The organism is Flavobacterium flabelliforme (assembly GCF_017948675.1).
GTDB lineage: Bacteria > Bacteroidota > Bacteroidia > Flavobacteriales > Flavobacteriaceae > Flavobacterium > Flavobacterium pygoscelis.
Genome location: NZ_JAGFBU010000004.1, coordinates 188,318 through 205,432, shown reverse-complemented (window position 1 = coordinate 205,432; position 17,115 = coordinate 188,318). Strand labels below are relative to the sequence as shown.

General features: G+C 31.4%; 17 protein-coding genes. 13 read left to right on the top strand and 4 right to left on the bottom strand.

Annotated elements, in window-relative coordinates:
• Nucleotides 1–100 precede the first annotated feature (100 nt).
• Both rlmH and J3S90_RS11420 read left to right on the top strand, forming a co-directional pair.
• Nucleotides 101–574, top strand: a complete 474-nt coding sequence (gene rlmH, locus J3S90_RS11425; RefSeq protein ID WP_188050430.1) for a 23S rRNA (pseudouridine(1915)-N(3))-methyltransferase RlmH — start codon at nt 101–103, stop codon at nt 572–574.
• 103 nt (nt 575–677) lie between these two features.
• Nucleotides 678–1,247 (top strand): helix-turn-helix domain-containing protein, encoded by a 570-nt coding sequence (locus tag J3S90_RS11420; protein ID WP_188050429.1) that lies wholly within the window; start codon nt 678–680, stop codon nt 1,245–1,247.
• 37 nt (nt 1,248–1,284) lie between these two features.
• On the opposite strand, the gene J3S90_RS11415 is transcribed toward J3S90_RS11420, so the two are convergent.
• Complete coding sequence (locus J3S90_RS11415) at nt 1,285–1,908, bottom strand: hypothetical protein (RefSeq protein ID WP_236023942.1); 624 nt, start codon at nt 1,906–1,908, stop codon at nt 1,285–1,287.
• Nucleotides 1,908–2,732: a dihydropteroate synthase gene (gene folP, locus J3S90_RS11410; protein WP_210646295.1), complete on the bottom strand. Its 825-nt coding sequence runs from the start codon at nt 2,730–2,732 to the stop codon at nt 1,908–1,910. Before folP ends, J3S90_RS11415 begins: the two co-directional genes overlap by 1 nt.
• 89 nt (nt 2,733–2,821) lie before the next feature.
• Here folP and J3S90_RS11405 point away from each other — a divergent pair, with 89 nt between their 5' ends.
• From J3S90_RS11405 to J3S90_RS11370, 8 genes are all read left to right on the top strand, one after another.
• Nucleotides 2,822–3,367, top strand: a complete 546-nt coding sequence (locus J3S90_RS11405; protein ID WP_188050427.1) for a DUF1599 domain-containing protein — start codon at nt 2,822–2,824, stop codon at nt 3,365–3,367.
• Between the two features lie 139 nt (nt 3,368–3,506).
• The gene (locus tag J3S90_RS11400; protein WP_210646294.1) at nt 3,507–4,607 is read left to right on the top strand and encodes a BT_3928 family protein; all 1,101 of its coding nucleotides are present in this window, start codon (nt 3,507–3,509) and stop codon (nt 4,605–4,607) included.
• A gap of 261 nt (nt 4,608–4,868) precedes the next feature.
• Complete coding sequence (locus J3S90_RS11395; RefSeq protein WP_210646293.1) at nt 4,869–5,363, top strand: TlpA family protein disulfide reductase; 495 nt, start codon at nt 4,869–4,871, stop codon at nt 5,361–5,363.
• A gap of 51 nt (nt 5,364–5,414) precedes the next feature.
• Nucleotides 5,415–6,167, top strand: coding sequence for a triose-phosphate isomerase (tpiA, locus tag J3S90_RS11390; RefSeq protein ID WP_210646292.1), 753 nt, complete (start codon nt 5,415–5,417; stop codon nt 6,165–6,167).
• A 108-nt stretch (nt 6,168–6,275) separates the two neighbouring features.
• Nucleotides 6,276–7,109, top strand: coding sequence for a 50S ribosomal protein L11 methyltransferase (gene prmA / locus J3S90_RS11385; protein WP_210646291.1), 834 nt, complete (start codon nt 6,276–6,278; stop codon nt 7,107–7,109).
• Nucleotides 7,110–7,154: 45 nt separating this feature from the next.
• Nucleotides 7,155–7,430 (top strand): ATP-dependent Clp protease adaptor ClpS, encoded by a 276-nt coding sequence (locus tag J3S90_RS11380; protein ID WP_210646290.1) that lies wholly within the window; start codon nt 7,155–7,157, stop codon nt 7,428–7,430.
• A gap of 95 nt (nt 7,431–7,525) precedes the next feature.
• Nucleotides 7,526–8,797: a sterol desaturase family protein gene (locus J3S90_RS11375; RefSeq protein WP_210646289.1), complete on the top strand. Its 1,272-nt coding sequence runs from the start codon at nt 7,526–7,528 to the stop codon at nt 8,795–8,797.
• A gap of 9 nt (nt 8,798–8,806) precedes the next feature.
• Nucleotides 8,807–9,490 carry a lysoplasmalogenase gene (locus J3S90_RS11370; protein ID WP_210646288.1) on the top strand — a complete coding sequence of 228 codons (684 nt, stop codon included), beginning with the start codon at nt 8,807–8,809 and terminating at the stop codon, nt 9,488–9,490.
• 41 nt (nt 9,491–9,531) lie between these two features.
• On the opposite strand, the gene J3S90_RS11365 is transcribed toward J3S90_RS11370, so the two are convergent.
• The gene (locus J3S90_RS11365; protein WP_210646287.1) at nt 9,532–9,948 is read right to left on the bottom strand and encodes a DUF6691 family protein; all 417 of its coding nucleotides are present in this window, start codon (nt 9,946–9,948) and stop codon (nt 9,532–9,534) included.
• A 43-nt stretch (nt 9,949–9,991) separates the two neighbouring features.
• Nucleotides 9,992–10,552, bottom strand: coding sequence for a YeeE/YedE family protein (locus J3S90_RS11360; RefSeq protein ID WP_188050418.1), 561 nt, complete (start codon nt 10,550–10,552; stop codon nt 9,992–9,994).
• Nucleotides 10,553–10,799: 247 nt separating this feature from the next.
• Between J3S90_RS11360 and J3S90_RS11355 the strand changes: the two genes are divergently transcribed.
• The 3 genes from J3S90_RS11355 (at nt 10,800) to J3S90_RS11345 (ending at nt 17,045) form a co-directional block, all read left to right on the top strand.
• Nucleotides 10,800–12,113, top strand: a complete 1,314-nt coding sequence (locus J3S90_RS11355) for a TolC family protein (protein ID WP_210646286.1) — start codon at nt 10,800–10,802, stop codon at nt 12,111–12,113.
• 475 nt (nt 12,114–12,588) lie between these two features.
• Complete coding sequence (locus tag J3S90_RS11350; protein WP_210646285.1) at nt 12,589–13,665, top strand: efflux RND transporter periplasmic adaptor subunit; 1,077 nt, start codon at nt 12,589–12,591, stop codon at nt 13,663–13,665.
• A 131-nt stretch (nt 13,666–13,796) separates the two neighbouring features.
• Entirely contained in the window at nt 13,797–17,045 is a 3,249-nt protein-coding gene (locus J3S90_RS11345; protein WP_210646284.1) for an efflux RND transporter permease subunit, read from the top strand.
• The last annotated feature ends 70 nt before the right edge of the window (nt 17,046–17,115 follow it).

Sequence of the window (17,115 nt, the reverse complement as noted above, 5' to 3'; positions counted from 1 at the left end):
TTCCTGTCATTTTTAAAATGTTTTCAAAAAACTTGCATCATTAAAGTACATTTCAAAATTTGTAATTTATATATATTTGCATTTCTGAAATTTAATAAAAATGAATATCAAACTCATTGCTATTGGTAAAACTGATAACAAAGCTCTACAAACTTTAATAGACGACTATACGAAACGATTGTCTTTTTATATCAAATTTGATTTGGATATTATTCCTGACATCAAAAACGTAAAAAACTTATCGGAAAGTCAACAAAAAGAAAAAGAAGGAGAATTGATTTTGTCTAAAATCACTGCTACAGACCAACTTATATTACTAGACGAAAACGGAAAAACATTTTCGAGTGTCACTTTTTCAGAAGAATTGCAAAAAAAAATGAACTCAGGCGTTAAAACTTTAGTTTTTGTAATTGGTGGTCCTTATGGTTTTTCAGACACGGTTTATGCCAAAGCTCAAGGTAAAATTTCACTTTCGTTAATGACATTTTCGCATCAAATGGTCCGATTATTTTTTATTGAACAATTATACCGAGGATTTACGATTTTGAAGAACGAACCGTATCATCATCAGTAAAAGAAAGTCTTGACTAAGTAATGTCGTCCAATTGTCAAATAAAGTCGTTAAAATTATGAATGAATAACAGTAAATTTGACAACTAACTTTAAAAACTTGTGTCATGATTTCAATAGGCGAATTAGTTTATAATTCTAGAAAAGATAAAAAGATAACTCAAGAAGAGCTTGCAGAAATTTCTAAAGTGAACTTGAGAACAATTCAAAGAATTGAGAATAATCAAAATAAGCCACGCGAAAGCACATTAAAATTAATCTTTGATGTATTAGAAATAAATAATACAATTTCTGAATTTAAACAAAATAAAATTACAAGGAATTATGCTGAATTGTTTTTCGAGTATATGTTTTTAATTGTAATAAATTTGGTCTTAATGGGAATTATAGGTTGGTTAACTTTAGATTCTGAAGCAAATTTGAATAGTCGATTTGCAGCATTACTTTTAAGCTTTTTTATTCCAATATTCATAGTTTTCTTGACAAAAAATATTAATAAAACAGAAAGACTTTTGAAATTTGGCAGCGGGCTTTTTCTTTATATTATTGCATCAATAATTAGTGTGGGATTCCCGACAGCTTTTTTAACAGGTTTAGTCGTTTGTTTATCAATTGCGCTTTTCACTTTGTTTTATGGAGACAGTTTAATGAATAGAGAAAAATCGCCTGATCTATAAGCGAATCATTCGCTAAGATTAATAAAAATTTATTCCACTAAAACACAAATTCATCTGTTTCCACATTTGCTTTTGAAGGAATCAAACTTTCTATAAAAATTTTATTTTGTAGATAACTTCCATAAGACATCTGTTTGTCAAAACAAAAAGTAACTTCTTTTGATTCGTCTTTTAATTTTAGTAAATATTTTTTCAGGTCTTGTCTTTTTACAATATTATTGTCAATTAAAATTTCATTTTTCTTGTTGATATAAATTACAGTTCCAATAGGGTTCTCCATTTTATAATAAACATTTGTAAAAGGAATAAATGCTAAATTTTTTCCAATAGTATCGGCATAAGAATAATAATTTTCAGCTTTTTCGTTCTTATGTGCTTTTTCTTCGCGTTTCTTTTTTTGTAATTTCATAATCTCAGGAATTACCAAACGCAGTGGCAAACGTTTGTCAATATTTAGGATCCAATTAGTAGAAATAATACTGTTTTTTCGGTTTACTTCTGCTAAAGTATCTTTGCCATTTGTTCGAAAAAAGATATAAATTGGAGATAAATCATCAACATTTTTGACAATAGTTGTTGCCGCTTTTGGCAACATAATATCTTCTTTATTTCCACAAGAAAATAAAAATAAAAGAACAACAAGAGTAAAATATTTCATCATTATAAATTAATTTTAGTAAACAAGGTAACACATTCCACAGCTTCTTTTACATCGTGAACACGAATAATTTTCGCTCCTTTAGTCAATGCCAATGTATTTAAAACTGTAGTCCCATTCAAAGCATTTTCGATTCCAATATCTAGCGTTTTGTAAATCATTGACTTTCTTGAAATACCAACCAGCAATGGCAATTCTATCATTTTAAACAATTCTAATTTTTGAAAAACCTCATAATTTTGATCTATAGTTTTGGCGAATCCAAATCCAGGATCTAATATCAAATCATTGATTCCGAAACTTCGTGCTGCTGCCACTCTTTGAGAAAAGTAAAATAACATTTCTTTGACAATATCTTCGTAAGTAGTCATCGTTTGCATGGTTTGCGGGTTACCGCGCATGTGCATCATAATGTAAGGAGCATTGTATTTGCCTATTATTTCTAACATTTTTGCATCTAGCATTCCTGCTGAAATATCATTGATAATTGCCGCACCACTTTCTATAGCAACCTTGGCGACTTGACTTCTAAAAGTATCAATAGACAATATCGTTTCAGGAAAATGTTTTAGAATTAAATTTACAACAGGAATAATTCTAGAAATTTCCTCCTGTTCTGAAACAAATTCCGCATTGGGTTTACTGGAATAAGCGCCAACATCAATAAAAGCAGCTCCATCAATAAGCATTTTTTCAACTTGAGAAAGAATTTCAGATTCCTTTTTATACTTTCCACCGTCGTAAAAAGAGTTGGGTGTCACATTCAAAATCCCCATAACTTTGGGGATTGTTAAGTCAACCAGTATTCCTTTGCAGTTAATAGTCATTCGTTTATATTTTTATAGACTTCAAAATTCTCCAATCAAGAATATTATTGCTATTTTTGAAGAAATTTGAATACAAATATACATCAATAATGAAGAATACTTCAAAGGAATATGACACAGTAATTGGTACTTGTCGTACATTATTTATTAACAAAATGAAAGATTATGGATGTGCTTGGCGTATTTTAAGACTGCCTTCACTAACTGACCAAATCTATATCAAAGCACAACGAATTAGAAGTTTACAAGAAAATGAAGTGCGCAAAGTAGATGAAGATGAAACAGGTGAGTTCATCGGGATTATCAATTATTCTATAATGGCGTTGATTCAACTTGAATTAGGAGTTGCGGACCAACCTGATTTAACTGTCGAAAGAGCCACTCAATTATACGATTCAAAAGTAGCAATCACGAAAGAATTAATGCAGAATAAAAATCATGATTATGGTGAAGCCTGGCGCGAAATGCGCGTGAGTTCATTAACTGATCTAATTCTTCAAAAATTACTTCGCGTTAAACAGATTGAAGATAACAAAGGAAAAACATTAGTGTCTGAAGGAATCGATGCAAATTACCAAGACATGATTAACTATTCAATTTTTGCTTTGATATTAATGGGTTTTGGAAACAAGTAAGATTTTAATTTATAAAAATTACTCTATTTTATTTACAAGAACACATAAATAGTTAGTACGTAAAATTTAAAATTTTTGTCTTTTATAGTTTGTAACAAATCATAAAATAATTAGCAATAAAATAAAAATATAAAAAATAATGAAAAATATAATTACTCAATTTTCTAGAATATTTGTTGGAATTCTATTTATAATTTCTGGATTAATAAAACTAAATGATCCATTAGGATTCTCTTATAAATTAGCCGAATATTTTAGTGAACCTGTTTTCAACATGCCTTTTCTGGTTCCATTATCATTGGGAATTGCTTTATTTTTAGTGATTCTTGAAGTTGTTCTGGGAATTATGTTACTCATTGGTTACAAAACTAAATTTACAGTTTGGAGTTTACTAATTTTGATAGTAATGTTTACTTTCCTTACCTTTTATTCTGCTTACTTTAATGTCGTAAAAGACTGTGGATGTTTTGGAGATGCTTTAAAACTAACGCCTTGGCAATCTTTTACAAAAGATATTGTATTGCTTTTCTTTATTTTAATTTTATTTTTTAATAAAACACTTATTAGACCATTATTTAAGAATAGTATTCAAAATATAATTATTTACGTTAGTATCTTTTTATGTTCATTTATGGGAATTTTAGTTTTAAATCATTTACCACTAATTGATTTTAGACCATTCAAAGTCGGAAATAATATCCAAAAAGGAATGCGTATTCCTGACAATGCAGAAAAATCAGTAGTTGAAATGATTTTTATCTACAAGGTAAATGGAGTTGATAAAGAATATACCGAAAAAGATTTGGCAAACATCCCAGAAGTAGCTGTATTTGTTGACCGTAAAGATAAAATAATTACAGAAGGTTATGTTCCGCCTATTCACGATTTTACGATGGAAAAAAATGATACAGATTATAAAGACGAGTTTTTAGAATCACCAAAAACAATGCTAATCGTTGCTTATGACTTGGTAAACGCAGATAAAGGTGGCATGGCCAAAATGGAAAAACTATATCTTGAAGCAAAGGCAAAAGGATATAAAGTAGCGGGAATGACAGCCTCTACTCCAGAAGAAATTGATACTGTAAAAAAACAATTTGGACTAACATTTGATTTCTATTTTTGTGATGCTATTACCTTAAAAACAATTGAAAGATCGAATCCTAGTATTGTTATTCTTGATAAAGGAACAGTTACTCAAAAGGCGCATCATAATGATCTTAGCGATTTAAAATTATAACAAACGATCACTTTACAAATTTAGGATATGAATTACAAAAACTCTTTTGGAGTGGCAGTAATTCATATCCTTTTTTTAATTAAACACTATTCCAAAACCTTTTAATTTTAGAAATTAAAACCATGTTTTTTAAAAACAAATCCATTTACTTATTAACTATAACGATATTACTTGGATCGTAAGGGTTTGAAAGTTTCAAAAAATTCATATTGTGTGTGAAAGGTTCAGAATGTTTGTTTAAATTTGTTAAAACAACCTGAAATGAAAAAAACAATATTAGCCTTAATTGCTTTTGCAACATTTTCTTGTTCTAAAGCTCAAAAAACAGAATTTGCAAAAGAAGCTTTATCAGAAACTCTTTTAGCAACTGATGGAAGTCAAGTTGCTTTTAAAAATATTTTAAAAAAATATAAAGGAAAAACATTAGTAATCGAAGTATGGGCTTCTTGGTGCGGTGATTGTGTCAAAGCAATGCCTAAAATAAAAGAATTACAAGCTAAAAATCCTGATGTTGCTTACTTATTCCTTTCAATGGATAAAACTGCAGAGCAATGGAAAAATGGAATTGAAAAACACGAAATTAAAGGAGATCATTTTATGGCAAATGATCAAATGAAAGGTGTTTTTGCAAAAGCACTAGACGTAGATTGGATACCGAGATATATAATCGTTGATAAAAAAGGAAAAATTGTTCTTTACCGAGCTATTGAAACTGATTTTGATAAAATTAATGAGACTCTAGAAAAATTGAAATAATTTTTTTAAACAACCATAAAAGCAAACTATTAAATTATTAAGATAATTAATATGAGAAAGAAGATTGTTGCAGGAAACTGGAAAATGCACAAAAATGCTGAGCAAACCGAAGATTTATTGAATGAGTTAATAGCAAAAATACCTACAGATACAACTGTAAAAGTATTGGTTGCTCCTACTTTTGTAAATTTAGCTTCAGCTGTAGATCATTTAGAATTTACTAATATTGATGTGGCTGCACAAAATGTTCACCAAGCAGAATCTGGGGCTTTTACTGGAGAAATCTCTGCTGATATGTTAAAGAGTGTTGGTGTAAACACAGTAATTCTAGGTCATTCTGAACGCAGAGCTATTTTTCATGAGACAGATGCTTTAATTGCTAATAAAGTAGACACCGCTTTAGAACATGATATGACGGTTATTTTTTGCTTTGGAGAGGAATTAAAAGATCGCCAAACTAAAAACCATTTTAATATTGTTGAAAATCAGCTAAAAGATGGGATATTTCATATTGAAGCCAAAGATTGGGAAAATATTGTTTTGGCCTACGAGCCAGTTTGGGCAATAGGAACGGGAGAAACTGCTTCGCCAGAGCAAGCGCAGGAAATGCACGAATTTATTAGACAGACGGTTCGAACTGCTTTTGGAGCTGACATTGCCGATACAGTATCTATACTTTATGGTGGAAGTGTGAAACCAAATAATGCAAAAGAAATTTTTTCTAAACCAGATGTTGACGGAGGCCTTATTGGTGGTGCAGCACTAAATGCTGACGATTTTGTAGCTATCGTAAACGCAATATAAAAGTTAAAAAATAAGTTGCAAAAAGAGGTTTGAAAGTATTCAAGCCTCTTTTTTTTTGTTTTCATTATTGAATTGAAATAGAATGCTACCTTTGCAAAAAAATTAAACATGTCAAACATATATATAGGATATCATTTTACTATTGAACCTAAAGAATTGGGTTCAGAAATATTAATAGCTCAGTTGGGCGAAAAAGCATTTGAAAGCTTTACCGAAACAGAAAAAGGAATTTCTGCTTTTGTACAAAAGGATTTATGGGACGAAATGATTCTTGATGATATTCACATTTTACAATCAGACGAATTTACTATTGATTATACTTTTGAAGAAATCGAACAAGTGAACTGGAATGAAGAATGGGAAAAGAATTTTGAAGCGATAGATGTAGATGGAAACTGCCATGTTCGCGCTCCATTTCATCCAAAAACAGATGCCGAATTTGATATTTTAATTGAACCAAAAATGAGTTTTGGAACCGGACATCATGAAACGACTCACATGATGATTCAACATTTATTAGAAATGGATGTTACCGGAATGAAAACGCTAGATATGGGTTGTGGAACAGCTATTTTAGCCATATTAGCAGAGATGAAAGGAGCAAAACCTATCGATGCAATTGATATCGACAACTGGTGTTACTTAAACTCTATCGAGAATGCAGAACGTAATAATTGCAAGCACATTACGGTTTATGAAGGCGAAGCATCATTACTTACAGATAAAAAATACGATTTGATTATTGCAAATATTAACCGTAATATTTTGTTGAATGATATGCAAAGTTATGTAGATAGTTTAAATCCGGGTGGAACTTTACTTTTAAGCGGTTTTTATAATGAAGACATTCCATTTATAGATTCTTCTTGCAAAGAGAAAGGGTTAACTTATGTTAAAAAATTAGAAAGAAACAATTGGGTATCTTTAAAATACGTAAATTAGTGTTGGTATTATTTTATTAATTACGAAAGTACAAAAACCTACAAAATGAGTACTAAAGAAAAAGTAAGAGAAAGAGTAAGTCTAAAAGAATCAGTGCATTTAGATAATGAAATAGTAGTTTACAACGATGATGTAAATACTTTTGATCATGTTATTGAAACTTTGATGCGTGTTTGTGAACACGCTCCCGAACAAGCGGAACAATGTTCGCTAATCATACATTATAATGGAAAGTGTACTGTTAAAACAGGTGCTTACGAAAAATTAAAATTACAATGCACTCAATTATTAGCAGCAGGACTTAATGCTGAAATAATTTAAATAACAGTAAATTCTGTTTTAGAAAAAATTTATTGTAAATAATTTAAAGACACTCTCTTTTATCCTATATTTGGATAAATGAAAGTGTTTTTTTTATGGAAGAATATGGTAAAATTCTAGTTTATGTAATGCCTATTTTTTTAATTTTAATTATAATTGAAAAATTATACGGACATTACAAAGGAGAAAATACTTCTCCAAATATGGATTCTGTTTCGAGTGTAAGCTCCGGAATGGTCAATTCTGTAAAAGATGTATTGGGAATTAGCGTTACATTAGTATCCTATGATTGGATGGTTTCTAAAATTGCTATATTTCATTTAGAAGCAAACATATTAACGTATGTTATCGGTTTTATCGTTATCGATTTCTATGGTTATTGGAGTCATCGTTTATCTCACCAAATAAATTTTTTATGGAACAAACACGCCATTCATCACAGTAGTGAAGAATTTGATCTGGCTTGTGCTTTGCGCCAAACTGTTTCAAGTTTTGTCAATCTATTTACCTTTTTATTAATACCAGCAGCACTTATTGGCGTTCCCGCAAAAGTTATTGCAATCACTATTCCTATACATTTGTTTTTGCAGTTTTGGTATCACACCAAACACATTAAAAAAATTGGATTTCTAGAAAAAATACTCGTTTCTCCTTCTCATCACAGAGTACATCATGCCATAAATCCCGAATATTTAGACAAGAACCATTCGCAAATATTTATAATTTGGGATAAATTATTTGGTACTTTTCAAGAAGAATTAGAAAGTGTTCCTCCTGTTTTTGGCATTACAAGACCTGCACAAACTTGGAATCCGATACGGATTAATTTTCAGCATTTATGGTTGTTGATCACTGATGCTTGGCGCGCAGAAAAGTGGCAGGACAAATTTACTATTTGGTTTAAACCAACAGGATGGCGACCAGAAAATTTTGAAATTAAATATCCTGTCAAAAAAATTACAGATGTCTATAATTTCGAAAAGTACGGAGCTATATACTCTAAAAAATTGATGTATTGGTCTATTTTTCAAGCAGCAATTACTTTACTACTTATAACATACATGTACAACTCAATTGCAATAATAGGATTGCCAAATGTATTCATTTATGGAGCGTTTATTTTCTTGAGCGTTTACAGTTATACTGAATTGATGGATGCCCGAAAAATTTCTATGCTATGGGAAAGCATCCGGTTTTTATTTGGTATTGGATTAATCTTCTATTTTGGAGATTGGTTTGGTATAAATCAACTTTTCCCTTTTGCTACATATTTAATAGCCGCTTATCTCATTTTATCGTTAGTTGTTACATTATATTTTAACAATAATAATTTTGAAAAAGAACTTTTGTCAGTGACAACTCCTTAAACTTATTCTATGAAAAGTAATAACGTATTAACTGGTTTTATTGGCTTCAGCCTTATTTATTTGGTTATAATTCTTTTGGGTAGAGAAGATATTACCGCCTTTTTAAAACCTTTTCTACTTCCTTTTTTAATAACGGCTGTTTATTTACAAGAAAACTTTTCTAGTAAAAAAACACTTTTAATAGCAATTACATTATCCTGGATTGGCGATATTATATTACTTTTTGCAGCCAAAGGAGAAATCTATTTTATAGGAGGATTGATTGCTTTTTTATTTTCGCATGTGTTTTATATTATATTATTTAACAAACAATTAAAAATCTATTTAAGAAAAAGTAAAACTATTTATTGGATAGGAATTACATTAATAATAATTTATCTAATAGGAATGATGGTTTTACTGATGCCAAATCTTGGTGAATTACTACTGCCTGTTTTTGTATATGCAATGACCATTTCAATCATGTTGTTATTTGCATTAAAGGGATTTTTAAATTGGCATAAGCCTGCTAATACTTATATTTTAATAGGTGCAATAATTTTTGTAGCTTCGGATAGTATACTGGCTTTTGATAAGTTTTATGCAGCAATACAATACAGTACCTTTTTGATTATGTCAACTTACTTAACAGCACAATATTTAATAGTAATTGGTATTTTAAAACTAAACAAAAAAAAGCTGCAAATTCCTTAGAAAATGCAGCTTTGATAATGATACTATAATTTTTAATTGATTTAGTGAGGCAATTTATTTTTTAGCAATCCGTAAAGATAAGTTCCTAAAAGTGCTCCAAAAAGAACAATAAAAACCGTCCAGAATCCTGCCCCTATTAATATAAATATAGGTCCTGGGCAAGAACCAACTAATGCCCAACCTAATCCAAATAAAAGACCTCCAATCCAATAACGAGCAGATCCTTTTTCTTTATCTTGAATAACAATTGCTTCTCCTTTAATATCTTTTATTTGGTTTCTTTTAATTAGCTGAATTCCTATAACTCCCGTCAAAATGGCTACCGAAATAATTCCGTACATGTGAAACGATTGAAATTGGAACATTTCGTAAATTCGATACCAAGAAACTGCTTCAGATTTAGTTAGAACGATTCCAAAAATAAAACCGACAACTAAGTATTTTAATATATTTTTCATTCTTTGTATTTTAATTTTTAAAAATTAATTTTTGTTGTTCGTATTAGTTCAAAATTAATGGTAATAAAAAATGTACCATGATTAAACCACCCACAAAAAAACCTATAACTGCTTTAAGAGAAGGGATTTGCAAATTACTTAACCCTTGAATAGCATGACCCGAAGTGCAACCTCCAGCATAACGTGAACCAAAACCTATTAATAAACCCCCTATTAAAAGAATGAAAATAATTTTTGGCGATTGTAAAATCTGAGTTCCAAAAAGAGCTTCTGGCATTAATTTTCCGTTAGGAGCATCAATTCCCATTTCTGATAATTGTTTTATAGTTTCTGGATTAATTGACACATTAGAAGGATCGCTCATATAATGAACGGCTACAAAACCACCTATCATTGCGCCTAAAACTACAACTAAATTCCAGCGCTGTGCTTTCCAATCAAAATCAAAAAAAGAAACCCTTTTGCCCAAACCTGCAATAGAGCATAGAGATCTTAAATTAGAAGACATTCCGAATGTTTTGCCAAAATAAATTAACGACATCATAATCATACCTATTATAAATCCAGAAAAATACCACGGCCACGTTTGAAAAATTACTTCCATATTTTATTTTTATTTTTTTACAAAGATAAGGCGCATTTTCAATAAAAGGAAGCGGTTAAGCAATGAAAGTGACAGTATAAACTGATTGTTCATTTTAAAATTTAGCCATTCTCAATAAATTGAAAATGAAAGCAACTAAAATTCATTATTTTAAAAATTAGTAGATTTAAATGGCGTGTGTGACTTATGTTACCGTACAAGCTTTTTTGTCAATCTATCTTTGCTTCATAAATCTGATACAATAATTATGAAGAATATAAAATTTATACTGCTCTTAGGAATTCTTACTATTTCTACTGTAGGATTTAGTCAAGACACTTTGACTATTTCTAAAAAAGATATTTGGTTAAAAGCTTCCGATAAAAATTTACAAATTAAGATTTCAAATCAAGACTTTAAATCAGCACAGGCAGATTACAGGCAATCGAATTCTTTGTTTTTGCCAAGTATTTCAGCTTCACATACTGCAATTTCTACTACAAATCCTTTGATGGCTTTTGGTTCTAAACTGAATCAGGAAATTTTGACAGCTTCTGATTTTAATCCTGCTTTGCTAAATAATCCTGCTCGAACAAAAAACTTCGCAACCAAATTTGAGGTTTTACAGCCTATAATCAATGTGGACGGAATTTACGGAAGACAAGCAGCTAAGGCTAAAATGGATGCTTACGCTTTGCAAACAGAACGCACTAAAGAATATTTAGAACTAGAAGTTAACAAAGCTTTCATGGAATTGCAATTAGGATATAAGGCAGTTAAAGTTTTAGAGAAAGCAAATAAAACGGGCGATGCAAATTTGAAACTGATAGAAAATTATTTCAAACAAGGAATTCTACAAAAAACGGATTTACTATCGGTTCAGGTTCGCGTAAATGAAATTGAAAATCAGTTGCAATATGCAAAAAGTAATGTGCAAAACACATCAGATTATTTAGCCTTCCTTTTAAATGATGACAACACGAACAAAGTCTATAAACCAATTGAAGAATTAGAAAATGTAATTGCACTAGAAAGCATTAATACAACACTTTCAAACGATAGAAAAGACATTCAAGCGATGGATAAATCATCCGAAGCTTACGCCAAAATGTTACAATCTAGTAAGATGAATTTCTTACCAAGATTATATGCTTTTGGAAGTTACGAATTGTACAATGATACTTTGTTTGGTACCAATGCTAAAGGATATTTAATTGGAGCACAATTATCTTGGAGTTTATTCGACGGTTATAAATCCATTGGAAAAATGGAAAAAGCAAAAGCAGAATTCCAAAAATCAGAGATTGAAACGCAGCAATATAAGGCCAAAAGCCAGTTGGAATTAAACAAAACCAACCGTCAGTTAAAAGATGCGGAGAACAAAGTGAATCTTTCTAAACTAGCTTTAGAACAATCGCAAGAAGCCTATCGCATTCGCAGCAACCGTTTTACACAAGGCTTAGAAAAAACAACCGACTTGTTACAATCAGAAACACTGATGTTTCAAAAAGAATTGGAGTTTTTGCAAGCTGTTTTCGAATATAATTTTACTCAAAACTATTTACATTTTTTAACGAAATAAAAAACGACAATTACAATCGCAAAATTACTTGTAGGCTTTTTATTCCTGCAAGGTTTCCAAAACCTTGTAGGTATTAAAAAATTTAGTAGATCGTAATAATATAAATTAAAATTATACCTACAAGGTTAAAAAAAACCTTGCAGGATTGAAAATAAAAAAAAATTTACAATTGCAAAATTACTTAGACGCTTTTTATTCCTGCAAGGTTTCCAAAACCTTGTAGGTATTAAAAAATTTAGTAGATCGTAATAATATAAATCAAAATTATACCTACAAGGTTAAAAAAAACCTTGCAGGATTGAAAATAAAAAAAAAATTTACAATTGCAAAATTACTTAGACGCTTTTTATTCCTGCAAGGTTTCCAAAACCTTGTAGGTATTAAAAAATTTAGTAGATCGTAATAATATAAATCAAAATTATACCTACAATGTTAAAAAAAACCTTGCAGGACAGAAATCAATAAAAACAAAACTATGAAAAAGATATTTATACCCTTATTAGCAGTAATTCTTTTAGCTTCTTGTAACAGCGAAAAGAAACAAGAAATTGCAAAAGAACCTGCTATTGCTGTAAAAGTAAGCGGAGTTTCTGAAAACAACAATAGTCCTTTTGTTACTGCAAGCGGAAAAATTGAAGCTAAGAATAGTGCCAACTTAAGTACTAGAATGATGGGGTATGTAACCAAACTTCACGTACAAGTAGGTCAAAAAGTAAATGTTGGACAATTACTAGTAAGCATTAATAATACCGATTTACAAGCTAAAAAAGCGCAGGTTGATGCGAGTATTCTTCAAGCGACTGCAGGTTTTAATACTGCTAAAAAAGATTACGATCGTTTTGTGAATTTATTCAAAGTTCAAAGTGCTTCGCAAAAAGAATTAGATGATATGACTGCACGCTACGAAATGGCAAAAGCAGGATTAGAAGGGGCAAAACAAATGAGAAATGAAGTGATGGCTCAGTTTTCTTACTCGAATATTACAGCTCCATTTGCTGGCGTGGTTACCAATACATTTATCAAACAAGGTGATATGGCTAATCCAGGAATGCCTTTAGTAAGTGTTGAAGGTGCCTCTAAGTTACAAGTTATGGCAATGGTGTCTGAAAATGATATTGCGGCAATTAACAAAGGAATGCCAGTTAGTGTTTTAGTAAAATCATCGAATGAGAAATTAAACGGAAAGGTAAGCGAGGTAAGTATTTCGGCTACTAATACGGGAGGGCAATATTTAGTAAAAGTAGATTTAGACAAAACAGACGTTACTGTTTTATCAGGAATGTTTGTCAATATTCAGTTTCCAATTGCAAATAAAGCAAACACATCAAAAAGTGAAGTGCTGCTAGTACCAGAATCCGCTTTAGTAAAACAAGGACAATTAACTGGAATTTACACAATAGGAACTGGAAATGTAGCCATATTAAGATGGTTGCGTGTTGGGAAAAGCTTTGGCGACCAAGTTGAAGTTTTGTCTGGACTTTCATATAATGAACAATATATCGTTTCAGCAGATGGGAAATTGTATAATGGAGCAACTATCAGTGTTCAGTAAAAGAAAAAAAATGATCCCATCCCCGACCCTTCCAAAAGGGAAGGGAGAATAACAGTATAAAAAAAACTTTTTTAAAATAACTACCCTCAATTAATTCACCCTTTGGGAGTTAGGGGATAAAATAAAAAATTATGCAAGAAGGTATTTCAGGTAAAATAGCCAGTTTTTTCATGAACTCAAAACTCACCATTTTATTAATGATTGGTTTGATGATTATTGGAATTTACAGTTCATTTTTGATTCCAAGGGAAGAAGAACCTCAAATAAATGTACCAATGGCCGACATTTTAGTTGGTTATCCGGGAGCAAGTCCGTCAGAGGTAGAAAGTCGTGTGGCAAAACCATTAGAGAAAATTATATCTAACATAAAAGGTGTAGAACATGTGCACACGATGGCTATGAACGGCCAAGCCATGATTATTGTACAGTTTTATGTGGGTCAAGATGTGGAACGTTCGTATGTAAAACTATACGATGAATTAGCAAAACATGAGGATATGTTCCCAAAAGGAGTGTATAAACCAATGGTAAAAACACGTTCGATTGATGATGTTCCGATGCTGGGAATTACTTTATGGAGCGAAAAAGAAGATGCTTTTCAAATTCGACAAATTGCTGAAGAAGTAACTTCGGAGATTGAGAAAATCAAAGATGTAGCTATTACAAAAGAAATTGGAGGAAGTAATCGTGCGCTAAAAGTAGTTTTAGATAAAGATAAAATGGCCGAAAATGGTGTTGATGCTTTAGGAATTATGCAAATGATTCAGGCGAATAACGGCAGTTCACAATCGGGTGGTTTTGTTCAAAATGATCAAGAATATTTAGTGACTACAGGACAATTTTTATCGAATGCTGAGGATTTAGAAAACTTAGTGGTTGGTATTAATAAAAACATGCCTGTCTATTTGAAGCAAGTGGCCAAAGTGCAAGATGGACCAGAAACACCACGTAGTTATGTGTCTTTTGGATATGGTAAAGCCAATGAAAAATTTAAAACAGCCAAATCAGAATATCCTGCTGTTACTATTTCTATTGGAAAAGTAAAAGGAGCAGATGCGATGAAAATTTCGGAGAAAATCCTTCACAAAGTGGAATTATTGAAGAAAGATTTAATTCCGAATGATGTTCACGTTGAAGTAACTCGAAATTATGGAGAAACAGCTTCGGATAAAGTAGGCGAACTTTTATTTCACTTATTTATTGCGATTGTTGCGGTAACCGTTTTAGTAATGCTAGCTATGGGATGGCGTGGTGGATTAGTGGTATTTTTCTCTGTTCCATTAACCTTTGCACTGACTTTATTTAGTTATTATTTATTGGATTACACTTTAAATAGAATTACACTTTTTGCACTAGTTTTTGTGGTGGGAATTGTGGTTGATGATAGTATTATTATTGCCGAGAATATGCACCGCCATTTCAAGATGAAGCGACTACCGTTTAAACAAGCAGCTATTTATGCGATTAATGAAGTAGGAAATCCAACAATATTAGCCACTTTTACAGTAATTGCAGCGATTTTACCCATGGCATTTGTATCAGGAATGATGGGCCCTTATATGAGTCCGATGCCTATTGGAGCTTCGATTGCGATGATATTGTCCTTGTTTGTAGCCTTGACGGTTACGCCTTACTTAGGCTATCATTTACTTCAAGAAAAAGATACACAAGAACACAAAGAAGCCGAAGGATTAGAAACGAGCCGTATTTATAAAATATATAACAAACTAGAACGCCCTTTATTAGAAAGCAGTTCCAAAAGAAGAATACTATTAGCCGTAACGGTTTTATTATTAATTGGTTCCGTTTTTATGTTTTTCACCAAATCGGTGGTGGTAAAAATGTTGCCTTTTGATAATAAAAATGAGTTCCAAGTGGTGATTGATATGCCAGAGGGAACTACTCTAGAACGCACAACAGCGGTTACTAAAGAAATTGCGCAATATCTATCAACAAGGCCAGAAGTTGTTAATTATCAAAATTATATTGGAACCTCTGCTCCTATCACTTTCAACGGATTAGTGCGTCATTACGACATGCGTGGCGGTAGTAATATGGCGGATATTCAAGTTAATTTACTACACAAAGAAGATAGATCGATTCAAAGTCATGCTATTGCTAGAGATATGCGTGCCGATGTTCAGAAAATTGCTAAGAAATATGGTGCGAATGTGAAACTGATTGAAGTGCCACCAGGACCGCCAGTTTTATCGACTTTAGTTGCTGAAATTTATGGCGGACCTAATTATAACGAGCAAATAAAAGTAGCCAAACAAGTAAAAACTATTTTAGAAAACACTTCTGATGTCGTTGATATCGATTGGATGGTTGAGGACAATCAAGTAGAATACAAACTCGAAATAGATAAGGAAAAAGCAATGCTAAACGGAATTGCTCCACAACAAGTGGTTGGCAATCTAACCTATTTACTAAAAGAATATCCTGTTGCTAACTTATACGATGAAAATTCAAATGATAATGTAGCAATCGTTCTTTCTCTAGATGATAAAGACAAAACAAGTTTACAAGACATTCAGAATTTAAAAATCAAAGGAAATCAAGGAAACATGATTCCGGTGAGTGATTTAGTAAAAGTAAAAACAGATACTTTACAAAAAACCATTTACAGAAAAGATCAAAAACGTGTGGTTTATGTAACAGCTGATATGGCTGGAGCTTTAGAAAGTCCTGTTTATGCCATTTTAGGAATGAGCGACCAACTAGCTAAAATGAAAGTTCCAAAAGGCTATAAAGTAGATGAATTGTACATGGAACAACCTACGGATGAAAGTAATTTTACCGTAAAATGGGATGGAGAATGGCAAATTACACTAGAAGTGTTCCGTGATTTAGGAGTTGCATTTATGGTAGCGATTGTTATCATCTATATGTTAATCGTAGGATGGTTCCAAAACTTTAAAACGCCAATCGTAATGATGTTAGCCATTCCGTTATCGCTGATTGGAATTGTATTTGGGCACTGGTTGTTAGGTGCTTATTTTACAGCTACTTCTTTCATTGGGATGATTGCCTTAGCTGGTGTAATGGTTCGAAACTCGGTTTTACTGATTGACTTTATCGAGATTAGATTGCAAGATGGCGTTCCGTTAAAACAAGCGATTATAGAAGCTGGAGCGGTAAGAACCTCCCCTATTTTACTAACGACTGGAGCAGTAGTTATTGGAGCATCGATCATATTGTTTGACCCATTGTTTCAAGGATTGGCAATTTCATTAGTGTTTGGAGCTATTGTTTCTACTATTCTAACCTTATTAGTGGTGCCATTAATTTATTATATCACAGAGAGAAAAAAATGGGAATCGTCCACCAACCAATCCAAAGTTGGAGAGCCAGAAACAGAGTCTTCTACTAAATTATAAAATAACATTTATTAACGAAAAGTACTTGAAGTTTTTTGACTTTGGACTTTGGACTTTTAAAATATAAACT